This is a genomic window from Bartonella occidentalis (genome assembly GCF_037070875.1).
Classification (GTDB): Bacteria; Pseudomonadota; Alphaproteobacteria; order Rhizobiales; family Rhizobiaceae; genus Bartonella.
Map to the genome: position 1 here is coordinate 466701 of NZ_JAYMZJ010000001.1, position 26144 is coordinate 492844.

Sequence of the window (26144 nt, forward strand, 5' to 3'; positions counted from 1 at the left end):
TTGGTAAAGTGTGAAGAGGAATTATTTGGATCATTTAAGAGTTTTAGGGAGGAGATTTTGTATGTTTGTATTTTTAGTTGTTGCGATTTTTTGTGTGCTGGGCACGTCGCGATATCATGTTTTTTAACATGTTTTTTAAATTGTGATATGGGGAATCGGGGTAGGTAAAAAATAGTTTTTGTCGCAATTATAAAGATAACGATACTTCATTTACATTTAGTGTTGATATTACACGTTCGAATAGTGCTTAAAAGTACTACTTTTTATGCAGAGTATTGTTGCCTAAATTTTAGATTAAGCAAAATCAGAGTGTATTAAATGGTAGGAGAGATGATTTTTACTTTAGCCATAGTTTACGAATTTGAATTTACTGCAGCATAAAAGCAAATGGTGGGTACTTAAACTTAAACAGAGTGTTTGTTTTTGCGAGTGTATCATTTTTACTACAGACATATAGAGAGGGAGCTCTATATGAGCCTGCGTGTTCAAATATCAGCTATGGAGATAAATTTAATGAATATGAAATGGTTAATAACAGCATCTGCTTTTGCTCTTGTTTCAGTTTCTACAGCGCAAGCAGCAGATGTTATCGTTACCCACGAACCTGTAGCCACTGCAACTGCAACAGTTGTTGCTGCTCCCACTTTTTCTTGGACAGGTTTTTACCTTGGTGGCCAGATTGGTAGCTTTTCTAGCAAAAGTGAAATGGATAATCTTCGCAGTGGTAAGAAAGTTCCTATTCATAAAAATTTTGTACCCAAAATGTCAGGCTTTATCGGTGGTTTGTATGCAGGTTCCAATGTTGATTTGGGCAATGGTTTTGTCTTAGGTGTTGATACGGATATTGCTTGGGCTAATAAAAGCGACAGTAAAACGTCTAAAACACGCAAAATTAAGCAAGAGCAGATCGCTCACCTTAATGGGTTACTAAGAGAGCATGGAATTAAAGTTCAAGAAAGAGCTCAAATCAAACTTGATGATACACGAACTAGCAGTTTGAACTTTAAAGAAAAATGGTCTGGTGCTACACGTGTCCGTATTGGTTTTGCTGCTGATCGCATATTGCCATATATTGCTGGGGGTGTTGCTTATACACAGCTTCAAGGGGTTGGCTCAGTATCGATAGCAGATAAAGATACGAATAAAGTAATTGCTTCTGGTACCATATCTGATGAAACAAAGTCATTGGTTGGTTATACGCTTGGTGCCGGTATTGATTTTGCAATGACCGATCATGCTATCGTGCGTGCAGAATATCGTTACTCGGATTTTGGTAAAAAGAAATTTGTGAATGATAAATATGATTTTTCTTATAAAACCAATGATTTTCGTGTTGGTGTAGCTTATAAATTTTAAGGTATAAAACATAAATTACTATAGGCTCTATCCTTGGGTCGAGCCTTAGTAATACACTATCACATGATAACAAAATTTATAACGCTGTTGTTCAGGTTTTTATAAAAAGAGGCATGTGGAAAATAAGTCGAAATTTGAATAAAGCTAATAGTTTCCAATGCGTGGAGCTAAAAAGTTTTAATACGGCAATAACTTTCTAACTTGCTAAAAGATTTTGTATAAGCTTTTATTTTTTATGTTTGTATCAGTTGCAGTGATCTTTTGCTAATCCACATAAAACCAAGTGCGTCTCGTATTGTTAGGAGCAAATTTATGGGTATAAAATATTTAATAACAACTTCTGTTATTATTACGATTTCGGCTTCTGCAGTGCAAGCAGCAGATGTTATCGTTTCTCGTGAATCTGTATCGGTTGCACCAATTATTACTATCCCTACTTTTTCTTGGACAGGTTTATACCTTGGTGGCCAAATAGGTGGCTTTTCTAGTAAAACTAGAATGGATGTTCTTGATGGTGACAACACAACCTCTGTTCATGAAGTTCACTTACCTGAATTGTCGGGTTTTGTGGGTGGTTTATATGCAGGTTCCAATGTTGATTTTGGCAATGGCCTTGTTATGGGTGTTGATACAGATATTATTTGGGCTAATAAAGAGATTAAAAAGCTTGAAACAACAACTATTAAGACTGCCGTTCAAATAGCTAATACCCATTATATGCTTATAGATGCTGGAATTAAAATTAAGGATGGCGTGGAAGTCGGAGAAGGCGATAGACGCACTGATGGTTATTCAGTTAAAGAAAAGTGGACTGGTGCTACACGTGTTCGTATTGGTTTTGCTGCTGATCGCTTTTTGCCCTATGTTGCTGGGGGTATTGCTTACACACAACTTAGAAGTGTTCACACGGTATCAATAGCAGGAAAAGATGAGAATTATCAAATAATCGCTTCTGGTACTGTTTCTGATGAAACAAAGTCATTGGTTGGTTATACTCTTGGTGCTGGTGTTGATTTTGCGATAACCGATAATGTTATGGTGCGTGCAGAATACCGTTACTCGGATTTTGGTAAAAAGAAATTTGGGAAGGATAAATATGAGGTTTCGTACAAAACCAATGATTTTCGCGTTGGTGTAGCTTACAAGTTTTAAAGTATTGTAAACTTAATTATTAATAGGCTCTGTCTTCAGGAGTTTTATTAGAGATGATAGTGTTTGTACAAAATTATAAGTTTTTATAAAAAGAGATATGTAAAGATGAAGTCTAAATTTAAATAAAGCAATAACCCCTGTATATGTAGAGCAATATAGCGATAAGTTACAAAAAGATTTCGCTGTAGAGTGTTTTTTATTTTTATATTTGTATCGTTTTTGCTACAGATCTTTTTTGCATAGTTATATGGGATTGTGCAAAAGTTATTTAGGAGCAAATTATGGATATAAAATGTTTAGTGATGACGTCTGTTATTGCTTTGGTTTCAGCTTCTGCAGTGCAGGCATCAGATGTTATTGTTTCTCGTAAATCCGTAGCAGCAGCACCAGTTATTGTTGCCCCCACTTTCTCTTGGACAGGTTTTTACCTTGGTGGCCAGATTGGTAGTTTTTCTGGTAATACTAAAGTCGATGTTCTTAGTGGTGGTGACAAATCTGCTTTTGATAAAGAGTCTTTTCCTAAACTATCTGGCTTTATAGGTGGTTTGTATGCAGGTTCCAACGTTGATCTTAACAATGGTCTTATTTTAGGTGTTGATACGGATATTGTTTGGGCTGATGAAGATAACAGTAAAAAAGTAACAGTGATTGCAGGTGACAATGTAGATTCTGATACGCGGTTGCAAAAAGGTTTTCTTGTTTCTAGGGTTGGAAAAGAAGTAGCAGCAAATATTGCACTACGTGAGAGTCTCAGTTTAAAAGAAAAGTGGTCTGGTGCTACACGTGTCCGTATTGGTTTTGCTGCTGATCGCTTTTTGCCTTATGTTGCTGGGGGTGTTGCTTATACACAACTCAGAAGTGTTCACACGGTATCAGAGAAGGATATGGGTGATACAGCTGTTTCTACCCTGTCTGATGACACAAAGTGGTTGCTTGGTTATACTCTTGGTGCTGGTGTTGATTTTGCAATTGTTGATAATGTTATTTTGCGTGCAGAATATCGTTATTCGGATTTTGGTAAAAAGAACTTTAGAGGTACCACTGATAATGATCAGGATTATAAGGATACTTATGGTATTTCTTACAAAACCAATGATTTCCGTGTTGGTATAGCGTACAAATTTTAAGATATCATAAGTTTAAATTATGATAGGCTCCGTCTTTGGTAGAGCCTTCAGTAATATGTTGTTTATATATTGCAACATTTATACAACGAATTTTTGCGTAATTATATAAATCAGACTGCATAAAAGTTAATTGGGGAAATAAATTTATGAATATAAAGTGTTTAGCGACGACGTCTGTTATTGCTTTGGCTTCAATTTCTGCAGTACAGGCATCAACAGATGCTACCGTTTCTAGTGAATCTTTGGCAGTATCGCCAGTTGTTATTGCTCCACCTCTCTCTTGGTCAGGTCTTTATTTTGGTGCCCAGATTGGCGGTTTTTCTGGTGAAACTAAAATCGATACTCTTAATGGTGATGATAAATTTTCTGTTGGTAAAGATCTTTTTCCTAAACTATCAGGCTTTATGAGTGGTTTTTATGCTGGTTTTAACATTGATCTTGGCAATAACATTATTTTGGGTGTTGATACAGATATTGTTCGAGCTGATAAAGATAACAGTAAAAGTGTGGATGTAACGATTGCAGATCAAGATGATATAAATTCTGTTGGGCTTCTGCTAGAAAGCTCTGGGATTGCCTTCCAGGGATCAGATGGGATCGAGGGAAATGATATCTTAACTAAGGGTTTCACTGTGAAAGAAAAGTGGTCTGGTGCTACACGTTTACGTCTCGGTTTTGGTTCTGGTCGCATTTTACCTTATGTTTCTGGGGGTGTTGCTTATACACAATTCGAAAATGTTTACGCGCTGTCAGTAAGAAAAGCTGGTGGGAATAATGTACTTTTTTCTGGTGTTGTGTCTGATGCTACAGAGCTCTTGGTTGGTTATACTTTTGGTGCTGGTGTTGATTTTGCGGTCTCTGATAGGGTTATTTTGCGTGCAGAATATCGTTACTCAGATTTTGGTAAAAAGAATTTCAGGGATGCTGCTGATAATGATCAGGATTATAAGGATACTTATGATATATCTTACAAAACGAATGATTTCCGTGTTGGTATAGCGTACAAATTTTAAGATATCATAAGTTTAAATTATGAAAGGCTCTGTCTTTGATAGAGCCTTTAGTAGTTATAACGGATTTTTGTAAAAAGAAACATGTAAAAGCTAAGTCTAAATAAGGTTAATGATTTATATACATGTAGAGCTAATAACTATTTCATAGCAATAAATCGTGAAAATATTTTACTATAGGGGGGTTATTTTTTAATTTGTATCATTTTTGCTACAGATTTTTTTTGCTGTTTCATATAAAGTGCGCGCATAATTAATTAGGAGCAAATCTATGAATATAAAATGTTTAGTGACGACGTCTGTTATTGCTTTGGTTTCGGCTTCTGCAGTGCAGGCAGCAGATGTTATTGTCTCTCGTGAATCCGTAGCAGCAGCACCAGTTATTGTTGCTCCCACTTTCTCTTGGACAGGTTTTTACCTTGGTGGCCAGATTGGTAGTTTTTCTGGTAAAACTAAAGCCGATGTTCTTAATGGTGGCGACAAATCCGCTATTGATAAAGAGTTTTTGCCTAAGCTATCAGGCTTTATGGGTGGTTTGTATGCAGGTTCCAACGTTGATCTTAACAATGGCCTTATTTTGGGTGTTGATACAGATATCGTTTGGGCTGATAAAGATGATAGTAAAGCCTTTAAACCAACAGTGATTGCAGTTGGCGATGTAGAGCCTGTTAAGAAGATTCTAGCGGATTCTCACATCACCGTTGTAAATGGAAAAGAAGTTGCACAAAATGATTTGCGCACTGATAGTTTGGGTTTAAAAGAAAAGTGGTCTGGTGCTACACGTGTTCGTATTGGTTTTGCTGCTGATCGCCTTTTGCCGTATGTTGCTGGGGGTGTTGCTTATACACAACTCAAAGGTGTTGATTCGATAGCAGTAAAAAAAGCTGGGGATGATGGTGAAGTGATCGCTTCTGGTGCTGTTTCTGATGAAACAAAATCATTAGTTGGTTATACTCTTGGTGCTGGTGTTGATTTTGCGATTGTTGATAATGTTATTTTGCGTGCAGAATATCGTTACTCTGACTTTGGTAAAAAGAAATTCTCGAACGATAAATACGAAGTTTCTTACAAAACCAATGATTTCCGTGTTGGTGTAGCTTACAAATTTTAAAACAGCAAAGAATAATTAGCAAAAATTAAATTATCAAGAGACTCCGTTTTTTACGGGGTCTTTATTTTTTGTGAGTGTGATATTTTTACTACAGATATTTCAATTAAGATATCTTATATTGGCGTCGTTTTGGATATTTGGAGATAATTTATGAACACGAAATGTTTAGTAAAAGCGTCTATTTTTGCTTTAATTTCTGCTTCTACAGCGCAGGCAGCCGATGTGATGATTCCTAATCAGCCAGCACCGACTGTTTCTCCATCAGCTGTTGTAGTTCCTACTTTTACGTGGGCGGGCTTCTATTTGGGTGCTCAGGCTGGTGGTTTTTCAAGTAAAGTTGATATGAATATTATTGATGGGGATACTACTGTACCGCTAAATAAAGATTTGTTGCCTAAGCTTTCAGGTTTTGTAGGTGGTCTTTATGCAGGCTCTAATGTTGATCTTGGAGATAATTTCTTTTTGGGGATCGATACGGATTTTATTTGGTCTGGAAAAAAGCATACAAAAACGGTCATTCTAGATACATCTCATAATTCTGAAATTGAAAATGTAATTGGGAGAACGCGCAGGTCGGCAGCACCAGCAGCAGCAGCACCAGCAGCAGCACTAGCACCAGCAGCAGCACCAGCAAAACCGCCAGCAACTGTAGCTGGACACGGTGCAGGATCACATGGTGTTAATGGGGCTGGATATAATTATCATTCGTATGGGGGTGGATCTAATGGAGGTGTATCTCATGGGGGTGGATCTAATGGGGGTGGATCTAATGGGGGTGGATCTAATGGAGGTGGATCTAATGGAGGTGGATCTCATGCTCATCCACATAGTGCTGGTTCACCTAGTCCTCATCCACATGGTGCATCTCATGGAGCTGGGCGTGCTATGCAAAATGCACAGAATGCTGATAACAGAGGTGATAGCTCATACGGTGTAGAACAAATTAGGAGTATGGTTCTTTCTTTTGGTCTTGCTCAAGAGAATAGAGTTAAAGATCTAAGTCATACTTTAAAACAGAATTGGGCTGGAACCACAAGGGTGCGTATTGGTTTTGCTGCTGATCGCATTATGCCTTATGTTGCTGGCGGAATTGCTTATACGCAGCTCCAAGATACTGTCTCATTGTCATTTCAGGAATCAGAGGGAAAAGTTCTTTCCTCTAAAAATTTAGCGGATGAGACAAAAACAATGGTTGGTTATACTCTTGGTGGTGGTATTGACTTTGCGGTTGTTGACAATGTTATCTTGCGTGCAGAATATCGTTACTCTGACTTTGGTAAAAAGAAATTTGCAAAAGAAAAATTGGAAATTAACTACAAAACAAATGATTTCCGTGTGGGCGTAGCTTACAAATTCTAATTTGTAATAAGATAAAATCCCCAAGAGGCTCCGATAAATGCGGAGCCTTTATTTTTGACGAGATCACTTTGGTATTTTCTTTTTTAATAGTTTCATGATAAGTCCATAAACGTACTGATATGTTTTCTTGATCGCTGCTTAAAATGATAGCTCAGTTTTCCCCTATAGGTAAAAACTAGAGTTGCAGAGTTCAAGAAAGTTATGCAAAAATTAAATCATAAAAGTGGACGGGAAGATTTCACAATGACTGTGAAAAATGAAACAACAGATTATTCGAAAACTCTTTATTTACCACAAACAAATTTTCCTATGCGTGCAGGTCTGCCACAAAAAGAACTTGAATTGTTAGCACAGTGGAAAAGTATAGGGCTTTATGATAAATTACGTCAGCAAGCGAAAGACCGCCCACCTTACATTCTTCACGATGGTCCGCCTTATGCAAATGGCCATATTCATGTGGGGCATGCTTTAAATAAAGTTTTAAAGGATGTGATTATTCGTTCATTCCAAATGCGTGGTTTTAATGCAAATTATGTTCCTGGCTGGGACTGTCATGGATTGCCGATCGAGTGGAAAATCGAAGAAAAATATCGTGCACAAGGAAAAAGTAAGGATGATGTACCCCTTAATGAATTTCGCCAAGAATGCCGTGAATTTGCACAACATTGGATAAATGTTCAAAGTGAAGAGTTTAAGCGGCTTGGTGTTATTGGAAATTTCGATAATCCTTACACTACAATGGATTTTCATACAGAAGCACGCATTGCAGGTGAATTGATGAAATTTTCGATGTCAGATCAGATGTATCGAGGTTCAAAGCCTGTTATGTGGTCTGTTGTTGAGCGTACAGCTTTGGCAGAAGCAGAGATTGAATATCACGATCATGAATCAGAAGTCATCTGGGTCAAGTTTCCTATTTTAAAAGCAAGTTCTGATGATCTCTATGATGCCTATGTTGTGATTTGGACGACGACTCCATGGACAATTCCTAGTAATCGTGCAGTGAGTTATTCTTCGCAGATTTCATATAGTGTTTATTCTGTTGAAAGTACAGAGAATGATTTTGGTCCTCAAGTTGGAGAAAAGCTTCTCTTTGCTGACGCGTTAGCGCTGAGTTGTGCAGAAAAAGCAAAGCTTGTGTTAAAGCACTTGCGTGTTATTTCTGCTGATGAATTAAAAGCTCTTTTTCTTTCTCATCCATTAAAAGGTTTAGCTGGAGGTTATAATTATAAGATTGCGATGCTTGATGGCTCGCACGTAACAGATAGTGCTGGTACAGGTTTTGTTCATACTGCACCCAGCCATGGGCGTGAAGACTTTGAAATTTGGAATGCATATAAGCCTATGTTAGAACGAGAAGGTATTGATTCAACTATACCTTTTCCGGTTGATGATGCTGGTTTTTATACAAAAGATGTTCCTGGATTTGGTCCAGATCGTAAAGAAGGAGCTGTACGTGTTATCGATGATAATGGAAAAATGGGTGATGCCAATAAAGAGGTTATTAACGCTTTGATTGAAGCAGATAGGTTATTTGCACGTGGTCGTTTAAGACATCCCTATCCCCACAGTTGGCGTTCAAAAAAACCAGTCATTTTCCGTAATACACCACAATGGTTTATTTTTATGGATAAAGATCTTGGAGATGGCTCAACTTTACGCAGACGAGCTTTGGAAGCTGTTTCTGTGACGCATTTTGTACCTGCTTCTGGCCAAAACCGTCTAGCTTCTATGATTGCAGATCGCCCTGATTGGGTTCTTTCTCGCCAACGTGCTTGGGGTGTTCCGATTTGTATTTTCGTGGATGAGGATGGTACTATTCTCAAAGATGAGCAAGTAAATGAGCGTATTTTACAAGCTTTTGAAGCAGAAGGAGCAGATGCATGGTTTGCTGAAGGAGCGCGTGAACGTTTTTTAGGCGAACGTGCTCATGAACCCTGGGTTCAGGTTCGTGATATTCTTGATGTGTGGTTTGATTCTGGAGCAAGTCATAGTTTTGTCTTAGAAGATCGGGATGATTTAAAATGGCCTGCTGATGTTTATTTTGAAGGGTCTGATCAACATCGTGGTTGGTTTCAGTCTTCTCTTTTGGAAAGTTGTGGTACGCGTGCTTGTGCACCTTATAAGGCAGTGATTACACATGGCTTTACTTTAGATGAAAATGGCAAGAAAATGTCTAAGTCCTTAGGGAATACAGTTGTTCCACAAGAGATTATTAAAACATCTGGTGCTGATATTTTTCGTCTCTGGGTTATGACAACTGATTATTGGGAAGATCAGCGTTTAGGAAAAAAAATTCTTCAGACAAATGTGGATTCATATCGTAAATTGCGTAATGCAGTTCGTTGGATGCTTGGAACTTTAGCGCACGATGAGGGAGAAGAAGTTTCTTACTGTGAACTGCCAGATCTTGAAAAATTTATATTACATCGGATTTTTGAACTCGATCAGTTGATTGGTAAAGCTTATAACGAGTTTGATTTTAAAAAGATTATGCGCGCGTTACTAGATTTTTCAATTACTGAGTTATCTGCATTTTATTTCGATATTCGTAAGGATTCTCTTTATTGTGATGCTCCTTCATCAAAAAAGCGTAAGGCTTCTTTGCAGGTGATACGTGAAGTTTTTGATAGAATGGTAACATGGCTTGCTCCTATGTTGCCTTTCACAATGGAAGAAGCTTGGTTGGAGCGCTATCCAGAATGTCATTCGGTGCATTTGGAACAATTTTATCCTGTGCGAAAAGAATGGCTCAACGAACCTTTGGCAGAACGTTGGAAAAAAGTTCGGCAGATTCGTAAAGTTGTGACGGGTGCTTTAGAGCTTGAGCGAGCTAATAAGCATATTGGATCGTCTTTGGAAGCAGCGCCTATCGTTTTTATTTCTAATCCAGTTTTACTGGAAGCGTTGGATAACTTGGATATGGCAGAGATTTGTATTACAAGTGCTTTAACAATTTCCCGGGATGTACCGCCTTTAGATGCTTTTACTCTAAGTGATGTTGAAGGAGTTGGTGTGTATCCAGATAAGGCCTTGGGGACAAAGTGTGCTCGATCGTGGCGTTATACACAGGATGTTGGTAGCGATCCAGAGTTTCCTGATGTATCTGCTCGTGATGCAGCCGCTTTACAGGAATTAAAAATACTCGGCAAGATTTAAAAGTTTTTTATCAGAGGAAGAAATGTAGAGTTGTTAAATATCATTGTTGTTATTTAAATTCTTTCATTGATGAGTATAGCTTTTTATGGTACCTACCCACCACAAGTCCCATTGCTTTGTTTATGGGGGGGTGTTTTTACGTGGGGCTGGTTTTTAATGAATCGCGGAAACAATCAGCCATATATTTTGGAAAATGGATGAGCAGTGGAAAAGCGTGAGTTAAAAATATTTTCGATAAGCATTTTAGGTGTATGTTCTATTTTAACCGGATGTAGTTTGTCTGCACCCACCTATGGTACAGGAAGAGCAGTTTCGATACAGTTTTTGAGAGATATTGCTAACGCTGTTTCACTAAGATCTAAAAACAATCATGATCAGTTTGTTATGAAATCTCATCCAAAACTGGTGTTACCTAAACTGGGTTCGCACATAACTTTGCCACAGCCTCAGAAAGATGTAACAGGGTATAGAGTTTTTAGTGGCACAGCAACACGAAGGCGTTATCTGAGAAATAGCAGAGTTTCTGTTGTATCAAAAAAATCCCTCTCAGTTAATGAGTATACTGGTAATAATGATCCAAAGGGTTTTGTACGGTTAAATGCAAAACATAGACAGGAGTATTTGCGTCTTCAGAAAGAACGAAGTGTAAAGAAGAAGTCCTTCCTCATTGAGCCGCCTTTAAATTATCGTCAGCCAGCTAGGACTGCACCTATTGGGCAACGCGGTAAAGATGAAGCATTAAAGGAGCGTGAAAGAAAAAGTGCTGCAAAAAGAGGGTTGTAAAAGGGGTAGGAGGTCTTTTTGAAAAAGACTAATATAATTGGTGGATAGCTGTGTGTAAGCAGAGGAATTATTCTTAATATCGCTTTTGTGCAAAAAAATCTTTAAGCAGTTGAGCTGCTTCTTGTTCCTTAAAACCAGAATAGACATCAGGCCTATGATGACAGGTTGATTGCTTATAAAGACGTGGTCCATGTTCAACGGCTCCTCCTTTGGGATCACCTGTTGCATAGTAGAGACGTCGTATACGTGTGAATGAAATAGCTGCAGCACACATAGCACAAGGCTCAAGTGTTACATAAATATTGCAATCAGGAAGCCTTTCGCTTTGGAATGTTTCGCAAGCCATACGGATAACACGCATTTCTGCATGCCCTGTAGGATCATATGCGGACTTTATATAATTACCAGCACGTGCAATAATTGTTTTCTCACGTGTGATAACTGCGCCTACGGGAACCTCGCCTTTTTTTTGAGCCAGTTGCGCTTCTAAAAGAGCTATTTCCATGGGAGTCAGAGTCATGTTTCCTTTTTCCTGAACAATAGAGAGAGCAAGGGTTTTTATCTATAGCGGCATGCTGCGAGGTAAGTAAAGTTACTCCACTTTTATAATGAAGTAATGCTATTGTTTTGTAAAAAGTATTTAAAATCAATTTGAAAGTAAACAGATACATTATTGCTGCTAAAGGATAGAAAATGATAACTGATTATGTTACTTCCCTTTTTATAATAAGCGGTATGGTATATGTGAAAAATTTGCTGAACGTACTGTAAGAGATTGGTGTGAAAAGCAAATGAATAAAAATAATGAAAGTGAACGGATTGCTAAAAGGTTAGCACGTGCTGGTGTTGCATCCCGTCGTGATGCAGAAATGATGATTGTGGCTGGTCGTATTGTTGTTAATGGTGAGGTTGTGACAACGCCCGCTTTTAATGTTACTCGCTCTGATATTATTCAAGTTGATGGCAAGCCTTTGTCTCCTATAGAACGAACGCGGTTATGGCTTTACCACAAGCCAGCAGGACTTGTTACCACTAACCGTGATCCTAAAGGTAGACCAACAGTATTTAGTAATTTGCCAAAAGGAATGCCTCGCGTCCTTTCTGTTGGCAGGCTTGATATTAATACGGAAGGTCTTTTACTGCTAACCAATGATGGTGGCTTAGCGCGTGTCTTGGAGCTTCCTTTAACAGGATGGGTACGTAAATATAGAGTTCGTGCTCATGGTAAAGTAAAACAAAGTGCACTTGATAACCTTAAGAATGGTATTGCAATTGATGGTATTTTTTATGGTTCAATTCAAGCATCGCTTGAACGTGAGCAAGGATCTAATGTGTGGCTTTCAGTGGCTTTGCGTGAAGGAAAAAATCGTGAGATAAAGAATGTTCTTGGCGCGTTAGGATTATCGGTTAATCGTTTAATTCGTGTATCTTATGGTCCATTTCAGCTATCTGACTTGGAAGAAGGGGCAGTTCGTGAACTAAAAGGTCGGACGCTACGCGATCAATTAGGTGAGCGTTTAATTATGCAAGCCAATGCAGATTTTGATGCTCCTATTCTTAAGCCATTTTCAAATTCTGTAGTTGTTATGGAAAAGCAAAGTAATAAAAATCGTGTTATCGGAAATGACGGTTGGATTTTTTCAAGTGGAAGAGATGTACAGCGCAGTAAACGAAGCGGCTTTGCTAAACATGATCGGACACAATTGAGCACAAAGCCTAATGAAAAATCAATGAGTAAGAATAAGAATGAGAGGGAAAAAGGAGAGCGTTATTTGCCGCGTTCTCGCTCTTCTAATGTTTGGATGGCACCTGGTGCACGTCCGCAGAGTGCACGCGGGAAGTTTGTCTATCGTGAGGATAATCTACATGATGATAAGAGCGATGCCAGTAAAGGATTATCCCATAGAGGTAAGAAAAAGTCTACAGAAGTTCAGTTGCGGAAAGATAAAAAGCGTTACAAAGCATCTTATCGTAGAGAGGAGTATGTTCCTGACAAAAAGGACTATTTTTTAAAAAGAGAAGGTAAGACCATTAAAGATGATCATGGTGATCGCTCTTTAAAGAATAAGCGAAGGACGAAAGCATGGGGTAGCGATATGAAAAAGCCTAAATTACATCATAGTCGTGCAAAAACATCGCAGTTGTCAGGAGGGTCGCGTGCGGATCGTAGGCGGTGAACTAGCGGGACGTGTTTTATTTGCACCTGTTGGTCAGTCAATTCGTCCAACGAGTGATCGTATACGCGAAAGTCTTTTTAATATTTTTGCTAGTCGAGAAGAACGATTTTGGAGAAATAAACGTATTCTTGATCTTTTTGCTGGTACTGGTGCCTTAGGCATTGAAGCGCTTTCACGTGGTGCAAAGGCTGCTGTTTTTGTCGAAAATTCAGTTGAAGGACGTGGACTCATCCAAAAAAATATTGAAGCTTTTGAACTGCAGGCGATTGGCCGGATTCTCCGCCGTGATGCAACAAAACTTGGCAATATTGGAACAATGCTTCCATTTGATGTTATTTGCGCAGATCCTCCTTATGGTCACGGTTTAGGTGAGCGTGCTTTTGTCGAGGCTCTAAAAGGGGGATGGGCAAAAGCTGATGCACTTTTTGTTCTTGAAGAAAAGAAAGATGTCATTATTCACTTACCTGATACATTTTATGTAGATGATGAGCGCTTGTACGGTGATACAGTAATACGTTTTTATAAACTGCAATCATAGGGTTGTTCTTGAGAAAAAACTGTTTTTATTCGATAGTATAAAAATTATTCCATACAGTTTTTCATTATTTTTCTTGTGAATGATGGTTGTTTTGTGGATGTAGAGCTTTTTTCTAGTTAGAGGTTTTGGTGATTATTATACGGTCATGTGTGGAGATAAAATCAGGAGTGTGTTTTGTTCAGGCTATATCAATTGCAAAAAACTTTTAAATAAGTAACTGTATGAAAGTGCTAATAAAGGCAAGGAAAGTTAGCAGAGCATGAAAGTATTTCATTGCGATTAAGTGAGGCATTACAGAAAGATAACATAAAAATTAGTTCAGCATTTAATAACTGAGAAGTATTCAGTTTAAGTCATTTTTTAGATTTTACCAACAGTTATGAAAGCATTTTATTGAAGCGTTTGAAAGTTTTGAGTTAAAGTCAAGCGTTATCGTATAATTTTCTATTGATTCGATTGTAAAAACGCTAATTTTATTTGTAAAATGATAGAGAAAATTGGAAGGCTTGAATTCAAGAAGTTTACAATTGTTGAATCTTTTTAGAAATAAGCCAAAAGGGAGATTATTCGATTAGTTAAAAGAAAAATAGTGCATTACTTTAATTGCATATAATTGTTATCGATGAGCACACAAGAGTTATAGTTTTCTATAAACTTCCCGGATTGCTTATCAATAGAATGATCAGGATTTGAGGGAGTTTATGATGACTGACAAAGATCAGATTGATAAAGCCACTTCATTGGTTGAATCTGCAAAGCGTTTTGGAGCAGATGCTGCTGATGCTGTAATTATTGGCTCACACTCTCTTCGTGTATCGGTTCGTTGTGGGAAAGTTGAATCAACAGAAGCTTCAGAGAGCGATGATTTTATATTAAGGGTTTTTGTTGGCAAGAAAGTTGCGAGTATTTCTGCTAATTTAGCGGCTTATCCGCAAGAACTAACAGCACGTGCTATTGCAATGGCTAAAGCTTCTCCTGACAGTTTATTTGAAGGTTTGGCAGATCAAGAGTGTTTGGTGATTCATCCTAAAGATCTTGATCTCTTTGATAATTTTGTTCCACACAGTCATTTTTTAACAGAAGATGCTTTGAAAATGGAGGCAGCAGCTCTTGATGTTAAAGGGGTAAGCAATTCTGGTGGAGCCGCGACGGCTTATGGCCGTAGCCGATTTGTTCTTGTAACAAGCCATGGGTTTTGTGGATCTTATCGTTCCAGTTATTTTTCACGTTCTTGCAGCGCACTTGCTGGTGAAGGTACAGCGATGGAACGGGATTATGATTATACGACTGCTTTGCATTTTTCTGATTTAGAAGCAGCAGAAACTGTGGGTAGAAATGCAGGGTTAGGTGCGGTTCGACGTTTGGGAGCAGTTCGTGCAACTACTGGAGCTGTTGATGTTGTTTTTGATCCTCGTACAGCTCGTGGGATTTCTGGACATATTGCATCTATGGTTAATGGAGCATTGGTTGCTCGCAAAACGAGTATTTTACAAAATTTTCTTGGTAGAGCTGTTATGAAGCCTGGTGTTAATGTAACAGATCAGCCTTTGCTATTACGTGGGAATTCTTCTCGTCCTTTTGATGGAGAAGGGGTAGAGGGGAAAGCATTACATATTATTGAAAATGGTGTACTAAAAAACTGGCTTCTTTCATCATCTTCTGCGCGTGAATTAGGTCTTGAAACCAATGGCCATGGTGTGCGTTCAGCGTCATTAGTCCAGCCAGCAAGTACAAATTTTGCTATTGAACCAGGTTTAATATCGCCTTACGATATCATAAAAAATTTACGGAATGGTTTTTATGTTACAGAATTGTTTGGGCATGGTATTGATTTTGTTACAGGCCAATATAGCCGTGGTGCTTCAGGTTTTTGGATTGAAAATGGAGAAATTGCTTATCCAGTAAGCGAAGTAACGCTAGGTTCTGATTTGCTTCATATGTTAGCACATTTAACACCTGCAAGCGATATTGATCGGCGTTATAGTACAGCTGCTCCAACATTGTTAATTGAGGGAATGACACTTGCAGGAAAATGATATGCGCCATTCTTCTGATCTAAATCTTTTGCTTGATGTTTGTCGAGAGGCAGGAGAGTTAGCAATGAAGTATTTTAGATGTGAGTTAAATGTTTGGGTTAAAGATGACAGTTCGTTGGTCAGTGAAGCAGATTTTGCAGTTGATTGCTTTTTAAAGGAAAGGCTTCTTGGGGCGCGTCCAACTTATGGGTGGATTTCAGAAGAAACAAAAGATGACCGTATAGGTCAGATCTATGAACGATACTTTGTAGTTGATCCTATTGATGGGACTCGTGGTTTTTTGTCTGGCAGTCTCTATTGGTGTATTTCGATTGCTATTATTGAAAATGGGCGCCCTATCGTAGGTGTTTTGCAGTGTCCAGCTCGAGGGGATGTTTATGCAGCTGTTGTTGGTAAAATGCCTACATTAAATGGCATAGAGCTCCCTCTTTTGGCATCTCAGGTTAATCGCAAATATAAAGTATCTCTTGATGAATCTGTAGCTAAAAAGCTCCCAGATGATTTTTGCAATCAGGTGAGTTTTTATCATCATATTCCTTCTCTCGCTTACCGGATAGTTCTTGCTGCTCAGGGTGAAGTCGATGTTGTGGTGATACGTCCGAACTGTCATGAATGGGACATTGCTGCCGCTGATCTTATTTTGCAGGGATGCGGTGGATGTTTTTTATCGCTGGACACACCCACTATATCTTACGGGGTTGAACCTTATCAATGTGGCTTTTTAATTGCTGGAAAAAATAATTGCTGCCAAAATATGATAGATGTTGTTCGTCAAGAAAAGTTAGTTTAAGCACATGAGAACGCGTTAAAATCCCTTAATGTATGGAGAAACATATGGTCGGAGCTAACAAAGAAAAACAATATTTGTATCTTGTATTTGGTGGGGAATTGAAAAATCTCAGCGGTAATCAATTTAAGAATCTCAGTGATTTAGATGTAGTTGGTATTTTTCCAGATTATCAATCAGCTCAAGAAGCATGGCAGACAAAAGCGCAGAGCAGTGTAGATAATGCATTACAACGTTATTACATTGTAGATTTGCAGCGGTTTCTTGATACTGAAGCAGGTGGTGTAGAGTAAACTTGATGGATAAATCATTATTGTCTTTGTTATGCGAGTAAGTGTGATAGGGTTAAATTTGATATCAGAATAATTTAAAAAAGAAGGGTATAGTTTTTATCTAGTGCTCTTGGCGATGGGCGTCGGCATTCATGGATAAAATGTGGTTGACACAACTTTTATTGTATGGTTGTGGGGAATGCATGTGTTTTTAGACAAAGCGATTAAAGTTTAGATAAAATTGCAAAGAAACAAGGGACTTATAATTATTATCATTATTAACTTTTTGTACGGATAATATATTATAAGCTCTTTTTTTAGGTGAAGAGTTTTTTGTGGTGTTTTTTCTTATTCATGATTCAAAAATAAATGGTACAGCTTGTAAAAAAGTAGTGTTTTGAATTTTACGCATGGTTTGGGAAAAATGCATTATGTTAATAAAATGAGTAACAGGCACAATTTATACCCAAAATTTCCTACATCTGAGTGAAAGACAGTTATTATCCATATACATATATTGTCATGGGAGAGAATTATTTAAAAAGTAAGAGATAAAACTGTAATTGCGCTCTTTGAATATTAGTCATTTCTATTAAAATAGAGTACTTCTGTCTTTAAAATGCAAATAGTATTTTTCTAGAGAAAATAAATACAATAAAGCAAGATATGATGAAGTGTTTATAAAGAAGCTTGCAGATATTTTAAAATAGGTAAGTGAGGTGATAAATGGTAGAACTAAAGGCACGTGCGGCTCTTTTAATCTATCGGATTGTTGGTTTTTGCTTACGTCCTGTTATCCCTCTTTATCTGTTTTTTCGTGCTATACGCGGAAAAGAAGATTGGGGTCGTCAAAAAGAGCGTTTGGGGAAAAGCCATAAAGCACGTCCTCAAAGTCCATTAATTTGGTTTCACGCGGCAAGTGTTGGAGAAACTCTCGCACTTGTTCCACTTATTAATTATATTTTATCATTAAAAATCAATATATTATTAACAACTTGTACTGTTACATCATCTTCTCTCGTAGAAAAGTACTTTGGTGATCGATTAATACATCAATATGCTCCGTTGGATTTGGATTCAGTAGTGCGTCGATTTATTGGTCATTGGAAGCCTGATTTAGTATTGATTTGTGAATCGGAAATTTGGCCTCTACGCATTAAGGAGCTTGCTAAAATGCGTATTCCACAGATTTTGGTTAATGCTCATATGTCTGAACGCTCTTTTAAATCTTGGCAAAAACGGCGCGTTCTTGCCCGACATATTTTTCAACATATTGATATGGCTATTGGCCAAAATGAAAGAGATATTACTTATTACCATGCGCTTGGAGTAAAATCTGTTGCGTTTTCTGGTAATCTTAAGGCCGATGTTTGCCTAGTTGAGGATCGTGCATTGCTTGAGCATTATCGTAATGCTATTGGCAATCGTCCAGTTTGGGCAGCTATTTCAACCCATGAAGGAGAAGAGCAGGTTGCTTTTGATGTTCATAGGATTTTGAAAAATTATTTGCCAGATTTGTTAACAATCATTGTACCCCGCCATCCTGAACGTTCAGAAGATCTTATCAAGAGGTGTGGAAACGAAAGTTTGCGTTTTATTCGTAGAAGTAATAATACTATTCCAGATGTTAATACGGATATTTTCTGGGGAGATACGATCGGAGAGATGGGGCTTTTTCTTCGTTTGTCAAAAGTTTCTTTTATTGGTAAATCGTTGTGCGGACACGGTGGACACAATCCGTTGGAGTTGGCTTTTCTTGGCTCAGCCATTTTAACGGGACCTCATATCTCAAATTTTCAAGAGACGTTTGAACAATTTTTAATGCATGATGCAGCATATATGGTTCACGATACGAAACAGCTCGCTAGTCAAGTTTATAGACTTTTAACAAATGAAGCACTGCGTCGAGAAATGGTTGATAAGGCTCATGAAGTAGCAACAAGCATGACGGGTGCATTTGAACGTACGTTAAAGGTTCTTGATCCGTTTTTACAACCCCTCGTGATACAGACAAATTTAAGTCAACGTCGGGGTAGTAGGTATGTACATTAGAGCGCCAAATTTTTGGTGGAAAGATAAAAGTTTTTTGCGTTTTTCATTAATGCCAGCTTCTTGGCTATATGGGTATTTTTTACGTTTCCATATGACAAAGCAGCCTCCTGTTATTGATCTTCCAGTTCTATGTATTGGCAATTTTACATTGGGTGGTGCGGGTAAAACACCTGTTGTTATTGCTTGTTCCCAAGCGGCTAAAGAGCTTGGTTTAGTGCCTGGCATTGTATCACGTGGTTATGGTGGCACGGTTAAGGGGGTGCGCCTCGTCAATAATGAATATGATAATGTGCACGATGTTGGAGATGAATCACTTTTACTTGCACGGCATGCTTTGGTTGCCATCTCACCTAATCGTTATGCAGCGGCACAACGGCTCAAGGAAGAGGGCTGTAGTATTATTTTAATGGATGATGGGTTTCAAAGCCGTCGTCTTTACATGGATTATGCGTTGCTTGTGGTAGATGCAATGCGTAATTTTGGTAATAGATCTGTTTTCCCAGCAGGTCCTTTGCGTGCACCGCTAAAAACACAGTTTTCTTTAATGGATAGTGTTTTATTGATTGGTGATTCGAATAGAGATAATATAGTCAATTGCCTTGTCAGCGGTACTGGAAAGTCTTTACACTATGCTCATCTTAAATCATTGGTTTCTGACGAGGTTAAAGGAAAGTCATTTTTGGCATTTGCAGGTATTGGAAATCCAAATAAATTTTTTGAATCTATTAAAAAACTGTCTGGTCACGTTGTTCAAACTTATTCTTATCCTGATCATTATTTTTTTACTGATGCAGATTTAAAAAATCTTGCACAAAGAGCTAAAACTCAAAATTTATGGTTGGCTACAACTGCTAAGGATTATACACGTATACGAGCAAGTAATGTACAACAAGACTTTAAAAAGCTTATTGTATTCGATGTTGAAGTTGATTTTGCTCAAAAAAATTTTTGCCGTACGATTCTTCAAGAGGTTATGGTTCGTTTTTCAAAACGAAAACGTTTTCTCTAATTTTTTACAATTTTGTGAAGAGAAAAGTTGAATTTTATAATCTTCTTCACTTAGTTGTTTCTCTGTGTTTTTTTAACAATTGGCTGAGATGTGGATTGCATTCCAGTTCGCGATGATAAGAAATTTCACAACTTGCATATGCCTCTTGGCGATGATGATTCCAATATTTTAGATCATCTATAGGAATTTTTTGTCCACTAACTGCACAAAGGGTGTAGGTTCCATATTCTATAATTTTATATCCATTATTGGAATAATGAATTTTTGCTTCACGTTCATCATTGGAAAACATTCTTTATAACCCCTTCTTATATGAATGAGAAATGATTCGAACAAAGTGCCATAAGAGACTTGATAAAGTCGAGAGTGAATTTATAAAAATATTTTTTAACAAAGCTATGAATATTAGCTCATTTTCTGCCAAAAAGCCGTTCTATATCAGCCAATTTAAGTTCTATATAAGTAGGACGACCATGATTACACGTACCCGTATTAGGTGTTGTCTCTATTTGCCGTAATAGTGCATTCATTTCTTCTGGGTGCAAAAGGCGTCCTGATCTTATCGATCCATGGCATGCCATAGTTGCTGCAATATGATCAAGCATCGCTTTTAAATTGTCCGTAGTATCATATTCGGCTGCTTCGTCTGCTAGATCCTTAATGAGAGCTTGCACATTAATTTCCCCTAACATGGAGGGTGTTTCACGCACAACGACTGCTCCGGGTCCGAACGATTCTATTCCTAAACCAAATTTTTGCAAAGAACTTTTATGAGTTAAAAGGCATGTTGCATCTTCTTCAGATAGTTCTACAATTTCAGGGATAAGCAACAATTGTGAAGAAAGTGGTTTAGAGTAAAGTGCATTCTTGAGTGCTTCATAAACCAGTCTTTCGTGAGCAGCATGCTGATCAACAATTATTAAGCTATCTTGGGTTTGAGCGATGATGTAATTTTTATGAATTTGTGCTCTAGCAGCTCCTAGAGGATAATTTAATTCTTCTGATGAGGGTATAGGGTTTGTAGCGCGTACATCACCGCTTGGCGTATTTAAGCAGCTCATAATAGGCATGGAATCCTCTTTTAAATTGACAGGGTTCATAGCATTGTCTAGCGGCTTATGAAGGGTTGATACAGATGATGATATTAGGGGTGTGTGTTGTGATTTGTAAGAAAAAGACCTCTGAGTATTTTTATAAGTTTCCAATGGTGGTGATGTCTGAAATGCAGACAACATTGCTTCAGAGCTTGTTGAAGTAGGACGAATACCAGATTGATGCAATGCTTCATGAATTGCTCCAATAATTAAACCACGAATTAATCCTGGATCACGGAATCGTACATCAGCTTTAGCTGGGTGTACATTCACATCTACATCAGCTGGTGGTAGATTAATAAACAGAATACATACAGGATGGCGATCCCGAGCCATAAGATCAGCATAAGCTCCTCGAATTGCTCCACAAAGGAATTTATCTCGTACTGGACGTCCATTCACATAAGCAAACTGATGAAGGCTATTACTACGATTAAAGGATGGCAAACAAGCAAAGCCAGTTAACTGAACTGTTTCGCGTTCAGCATTAAGTATGATGCTGTTGGAAGCAAATTCTTTTCCCATAATCTGTGTAATACGCTGTAATTGTCCTTGGGTATTATTTTCTGTAGCAGGCAATTCCATGGAAGTTCGGTCTGAACCAGAAAGAGAAAAGCGGATATGTGGAAATGCGATGGCAATTCGTTTAACCATATCGGTGATGGCATTTGTTTCAGCACGGTCAGTTTTCATGAATTTTAATCGTGCTGGAGTTATAAAGAAGAGATCACGCACTTCAACGATAGTACCGGGATTGGCGGCAGCGGGTTTTGGCCTCATAGTCTTCCCTGCTGTGACGATAATTTCAGAAGCGTTTTCAGCATGCTGTGTTCGCGAGGTCACTTTAAGTTTAGCAACAGAACCAATAGAGGGTAAAGCTTCTCCTCGGAAACCAAGGAAGCAAATATTATGCACATCGTCTGTAATCTTTGATGTACAATGGCGAGAAACTGCTAAAGTTAATTGATCTTCCTGAATCCCGCAGCCATTATCGCTCACCCTTATAAAATTTTTTCCACCGTTTGCTGTGACAATTTCGATCCGGGTTGCTCCAGCATCAATGGCGTTTTCAACAAGCTCTTTGACGACACTTGCAGGTCGTTCAATAACTTCTCCTGCCGCAATTTGGTTAATAATATTTTCGCTGAGATGGCGTATAATCATAATTTAAAAGCATTCTTGCTGATTTTATAAAAGTTTTGCGAATATGATAACATCATTTATTCAACATTCAAGAATAAGAGAATATGAAAAATCTTATCCTCAAAATAGGTATTAATTTTTTTAAAAGTATCGTACTAACTGCTATTTTATTGTCTATGGCGTTTATCAATTATGTAGAAAACTTGGTTGGTAAGAGCAGAGGAAAATAATTTTTTTGTCCAATATATTCTTGCAAGTTAATCACTTGATAGAAAAGTAGAGTAAAAGATTGGGAGGTTAAGATAGTATGGCGCGTATGAGAGGTGGTATTTTAGCTGATAGTGATATACAGGCTTTAATTAACAGTGATGTTCTTGCAGCTCTTTGGCCATTTGATGCAGATCAAATACAACCAGCAAGTCTTGATCTTCGTTTAGGAGAAAAAGCCTATCGCATACGTGCTTCTTTTATGCCGGGATCTAATACAAAAGTTCTTGATAAGATTAAGCGGTTAAAGTTGCATGAATTTGATTTGCGGGATGGAGCAGTTTTGGAAACGGGATGTGTTTATATTGTTCCTCTTTTGGAAAGTTTAGCTTTACCAAAAATTTTATCTGCAGTTGCCAATCCCAAAAGCTCTACGGGAAGACTAGATATTTTTACGCGTGTGATTACGGATAACTCTCAAGAATTTGATAAAATTTGTGCAGGTTATCATGGTTCGCTTTATCTTGAAATTAGTCCACGTACATTTCCAATTTTAGTACGTACAGGTTCACGTTTATCTCAGCTTCGGTTCCGAAGGGGACAAAGTTATTTAAATGAAATTGAATTACATGATTTGCATAAAAAAGAAACACTTATATCGGATGATTGTCCTAATATTAGTGATGGTGGTGTTGGACTTTCCATTAATTTAATAGGAAATGAGGACGGACTTGTGGGATATCGTGGTAAACGTCATACAAGTGTTATTGATATTGATAAACGTGCTGTTGCTCATGTTTTAGATTTTTGGGAGCCTCTTTTTGATTGTGGTCAAAGAGAGTTGGTTCTTGATCCTAATGAATTTTATATTTTAGTTTCACAAGAAGCTGTTCATATTCCTCCGCTTTATGCCGCTGAAATGAAACCTTTTGATCCTTTAGTTGGTGAGTTTCGGGTACATTATGCAGGATTTTTTGATCCAGGATTTGGGCATACGGAAGTAGGAGGAAAAGGAACAAGAGCAGTTTTAGAAGTGCGCAGCTATGAAGTTCCATTTATTTTGGAACATGGCCAAATTATTGGTCGTTTAATGTATGAGCATATGCTTAAGCGGCCGTTAGTACTTTATGGACAAGGTGCTGGATCACATTATCAAGCACAGGGATTAAAATTGTCTAAGCACTTTAAATAATATGGGCTTTGATAAAGCATGTGCAAGAAATGTATTCATTAGAGAGAAGGCTTGTTTTCTAAAGATATTGCATATGGCTAGTTTATTAATTTCTTAAATTAAAGGTGCAGAACAATTTGCCACCATTAACTCTATTCTTAGAGTTTAAATGGTGGTATAGTGCATTTTACTTGCATGTGAAATGCCATTTTGATGATTTTATGAAGTTACTTCTTCTTCTTATTTATGCGTTCTTACATTTAAAATTTTTTAAAATGCCTTATGTAAATTATAAACGCGTGTTTTGATCAATTTTGATTAGTGGGGAAATCCACAAAGTTTTTCGTATTATTGTAAGAAAATTACAAGGCATAGTTAGTAGCTTGATGTTGTCTTATTAAGGGTTTTTTTCATTTTTATAGGGGATATTGTGTTTTCAAAATTGGTTATGCTCTTTTATGCACGTTTTGACAGACTGTGATGTAAGGTGTCTTTATTGGAGGGATTAGGTACTTTAAGATTGGAGTAAGTGGCTGAATTTTGTTTTTGAGGGGTATTGGTCACAAAAAATTTACGTCTCAATTTTTAGATGCATATTATGACGTATGAATTTATACGTTATGGATTGCAGTGGCGTGCGGTTCTAAATCTGCAAAAATACGAATGTTGTTTTTGTTACATGCTTTTTGTACTTGCAATCTCCGTTACCTGCAATTACTGAATGAAACGCTTTATAAAATATATACAGGAGGCATGCGGGTTGGGGATTATTGGTTTTAAGGTGTTTTCACCTTTTATTTAGGAACAGTGGTGCTATTATGATTATTTCCTCAACATTTGATTACCGCAAAGCAGCAAAACGTCGGCTTCCTCCTTTCCTTTTTCACTATATTGATGGTGGAGCTTATGCTGAAGAAACGTTGCGGCATAATTGGACGGATCTTCAAGCTCTTGCTCTGCGTCAAAGGATTCTGAAACAAGTTGGTCAAGTTGATCTGTCAATTAAGGTTTTGGATCAGACATTTGATATGCCGATTGTGCTTGCGCCTGTTGGATTAACTGGCATGTATGCGCGTCGTGGTGAGGTACAAGCTGCACGGGCGGCAGTTTCGAAGGGTATTCCTTTTACATTATCTTCAGTTTCAGTTTGCTCCATTGCAGAAGTGCATGCAGAGGTTGGAAGCGCATTTTGGTTTCAACTGTATGTTCTCAAGGATCGTGGTTTTATGCGTGATGCTTTAGATAGAGCTTGGTCGTCTGGTGTGCGTACATTGGTTTTTACGGTTGATATGCCAATTCCTGGTGCACGTTATCGTGATGCCCATTCAGGGATGTCTGGACCTTATGCTGGTTTACGCCGTATTTTACAAGCGTTTACTCACCCATATTGGGCTTGGGATGTTGGGGTTATGGGGCGTCCACATGAGTTTGGAAATGTTTCTGCCTATCTTCAAAAGAGGGTTGCATTGGAAGATTATATTGGTTGGCTTGGAGCCAATTTTGATCAATCCATTGGTTGGTCTGATCTGCAATGGATTAGAGACTTCTGGAAGGGGAAAATGATTTTAAAAGGTATTCTCGATCCACAAGATGCTCGAGAAGCGGTGCAATTTGGTGCTGATGGTATTGTTGTGTCTAATCATGGAGGGCGTCAGCTTGATGGTGTATTGTCAACTGTACGGGCTTTGCCGGCAATTGCAGAGGCTGTAAAGGGTGATTTGGTTATTTTAGTTGATTCTGGTATTCGCTCTGGTCTTGATGTTGTTCGAATGATAGCACAAGGTGCGGATGCTGTTATGATTGGTCGTGCTTTTGTTTATGCGCTTGCGGCTGCGGGTGAAAAAGGTGTTACTCACCTTCTTGATCTTTTTGCCAATGAAATGAAAGTTGCTATGGTTTTGACTGGTGTACGATCAATTAAGGAAATTACACGTGAGAATTTAGTAAGTCCGAATGTTATAGATCAATGAGGGATGCGGATGTATGGTTTTTCTTAAAGATGCTGTTTAGTTGATTAGTATATGGAGATGCAACCTGATATTTTGCGTGTATTATTGAAAAGAGCTCTTAATTAGATCATTTTTCTGACTCTAGAGTCTTATTAAATATCAACTAGCTTTTATTGCAGGTTGCTTCATTTGATATTTTTAATGATGATGTAATTGGTATGTTTTGCTTTATCCCGTTAGTAATTTAGCAGTTGCATTTTCAAAACATTCATTTTTTCTTCAAGTAGTAGCACAACGATTTTTAGGATCTGTAGTGTAGAAGAGCGTGTTATTTGAAAATATCACACGATTGGCAAATACTATTTGTTGATTAAATTTATAAGGATAAAAGATATGAAATGGCTTGATTGATAAATGTATTATTGGTTGAGAGCTATTTTCGTAAAGCGCGGTGAAATTTTTTTTAGTACTACTTGATTTAGAATATATGATAAAAAAGTAATATTATATTAAGCATTGAAGATATCGTATTAAAAATATTGAACCGCGCAACTACACAGCTAAAAATCAGTCGTTTTAGCCCTTATAAGAGAAAACAGTTTGCTTAAACAGCTTTTTTATTAATGGAATTATTGTATAAAATGAGAATGAA

The 26144-nt window shown here is 37.7% G+C and carries 20 protein-coding genes; 17 read left to right on the top strand and 3 right to left on the bottom strand.

Going from position 1 to position 26144, the window contains the following annotated elements:
• Positions 1–513: 513 nt before the first annotated feature.
• The 8 genes from WCP78_RS01995 to WCP78_RS02030 all read left to right on the top strand — a co-directional run bounded on the left by WCP78_RS01995 (position 514) and on the right by WCP78_RS02030 (position 11057).
• Positions 514–1356: an outer membrane protein gene (locus tag WCP78_RS01995; RefSeq protein ID WP_336279113.1), complete on the top strand. Its 843-nt coding sequence runs from the start codon at positions 514–516 to the stop codon at positions 1354–1356.
• A gap of 312 nt (positions 1357–1668) precedes the next feature.
• Positions 1669–2508: an outer membrane protein gene (locus tag WCP78_RS02000; RefSeq protein WP_336278838.1), complete on the top strand. Its 840-nt coding sequence runs from the start codon at positions 1669–1671 to the stop codon at positions 2506–2508.
• Positions 2509–2789: 281 nt separating this feature from the next.
• Positions 2790–3635 (top strand): outer membrane protein, encoded by an 846-nt coding sequence (locus WCP78_RS02005; protein WP_336278839.1) that lies wholly within the window; start codon positions 2790–2792, stop codon positions 3633–3635.
• Between the two features lie 146 nt (positions 3636–3781).
• On the top strand, positions 3782–4648 hold the full coding sequence (locus WCP78_RS02010; RefSeq protein ID WP_336278840.1) for an outer membrane protein: 867 nt from the start codon (positions 3782–3784) through the stop codon (positions 4646–4648).
• 268 nt (positions 4649–4916) lie between these two features.
• A complete protein-coding gene (locus WCP78_RS02015; protein WP_336278841.1) occupies positions 4917–5756 on the top strand; it encodes an outer membrane protein in 840 nt (279 codons plus the stop codon).
• A 150-nt stretch (positions 5757–5906) separates the two neighbouring features.
• Positions 5907–7115, top strand: a complete 1209-nt coding sequence (locus WCP78_RS02020; protein ID WP_336278842.1) for an outer membrane protein — start codon at positions 5907–5909, stop codon at positions 7113–7115.
• Positions 7116–7358: 243 nt separating this feature from the next.
• Entirely contained in the window at positions 7359–10274 is a 2916-nt protein-coding gene (gene ileS / locus WCP78_RS02025; protein WP_336278843.1) for an isoleucine--tRNA ligase, read from the top strand.
• 204 nt (positions 10275–10478) lie between these two features.
• On the top strand, positions 10479–11057 hold the full coding sequence (locus WCP78_RS02030) for a hypothetical protein (protein WP_336278844.1): 579 nt from the start codon (positions 10479–10481) through the stop codon (positions 11055–11057).
• 73 nt (positions 11058–11130) lie between these two features.
• Here the strand turns inward: WCP78_RS02030 and WCP78_RS02035 are convergent, their stop codons facing one another.
• A complete protein-coding gene (locus WCP78_RS02035; RefSeq protein ID WP_336278845.1) occupies positions 11131–11577 on the bottom strand; it encodes a nucleoside deaminase in 447 nt (148 codons plus the stop codon).
• Between the two features lie 271 nt (positions 11578–11848).
• Here WCP78_RS02035 and WCP78_RS02040 point away from each other — a divergent pair, with 271 nt between their 5' ends.
• The 7 genes from WCP78_RS02040 to lpxK all read left to right on the top strand — a co-directional run bounded on the left by WCP78_RS02040 (position 11849) and on the right by lpxK (position 19928).
• A complete protein-coding gene (locus WCP78_RS02040) occupies positions 11849–13234 on the top strand; it encodes a pseudouridine synthase (protein ID WP_336278846.1) in 1386 nt (461 codons plus the stop codon).
• A complete protein-coding gene (gene rsmD, locus WCP78_RS02045) occupies positions 13215–13772 on the top strand; it encodes a 16S rRNA (guanine(966)-N(2))-methyltransferase RsmD (protein ID WP_336278847.1) in 558 nt (185 codons plus the stop codon). Before WCP78_RS02040 ends, rsmD begins: the two co-directional genes overlap by 20 nt.
• Positions 13773–14476: 704 nt before the next feature.
• Entirely contained in the window at positions 14477–15808 is a 1332-nt protein-coding gene (locus WCP78_RS02050; protein WP_336279114.1) for a TldD/PmbA family protein, read from the top strand.
• Positions 15795–16598 (top strand): 3'(2'),5'-bisphosphate nucleotidase CysQ, encoded by an 804-nt coding sequence (locus WCP78_RS02055; protein WP_336278848.1) that lies wholly within the window; start codon positions 15795–15797, stop codon positions 16596–16598. The genes WCP78_RS02050 and WCP78_RS02055 overlap by 14 nt, the downstream gene beginning before the upstream one ends.
• A 44-nt stretch (positions 16599–16642) precedes the next feature.
• On the top strand, positions 16643–16888 hold the full coding sequence (locus tag WCP78_RS02060; protein WP_336278849.1) for a DUF4170 domain-containing protein: 246 nt from the start codon (positions 16643–16645) through the stop codon (positions 16886–16888).
• Positions 16889–17593: 705 nt separating this feature from the next.
• The gene (waaA, locus tag WCP78_RS02065; RefSeq protein ID WP_336278850.1) at positions 17594–18919 is read left to right on the top strand and encodes a lipid IV(A) 3-deoxy-D-manno-octulosonic acid transferase; all 1326 of its coding nucleotides are present in this window, start codon (positions 17594–17596) and stop codon (positions 18917–18919) included.
• Positions 18909–19928 (top strand): tetraacyldisaccharide 4'-kinase, encoded by a 1020-nt coding sequence (gene lpxK / locus WCP78_RS02070; protein ID WP_336278851.1) that lies wholly within the window; start codon positions 18909–18911, stop codon positions 19926–19928. Before waaA ends, lpxK begins: the two co-directional genes overlap by 11 nt.
• Positions 19929–19974: 46 nt before the next feature.
• On the opposite strand, the gene WCP78_RS02075 is transcribed toward lpxK, so the two are convergent.
• Complete coding sequence (locus WCP78_RS02075) at positions 19975–20220, bottom strand: DUF2093 domain-containing protein (protein ID WP_336278852.1); 246 nt, start codon at positions 20218–20220, stop codon at positions 19975–19977.
• Between the two features lie 118 nt (positions 20221–20338).
• Positions 20339–22186 (bottom strand): DNA mismatch repair endonuclease MutL, encoded by a 1848-nt coding sequence (gene mutL / locus WCP78_RS02080; protein ID WP_336278853.1) that lies wholly within the window; start codon positions 22184–22186, stop codon positions 20339–20341.
• Between the two features lie 286 nt (positions 22187–22472).
• On the opposite strand from mutL, the gene WCP78_RS02085 reads away from it, so the two are divergent.
• Together WCP78_RS02085 and lldD are read left to right on the top strand one after the other, a co-directional pair.
• A complete protein-coding gene (locus WCP78_RS02085) occupies positions 22473–23564 on the top strand; it encodes a 2'-deoxycytidine 5'-triphosphate deaminase (RefSeq protein ID WP_336278854.1) in 1092 nt (363 codons plus the stop codon).
• A gap of 797 nt (positions 23565–24361) precedes the next feature.
• Positions 24362–25513: an FMN-dependent L-lactate dehydrogenase LldD gene (gene lldD / locus WCP78_RS02090; RefSeq protein WP_336278855.1), complete on the top strand. Its 1152-nt coding sequence runs from the start codon at positions 24362–24364 to the stop codon at positions 25511–25513.
• Positions 25514–26144 lie beyond the last annotated feature (631 nt).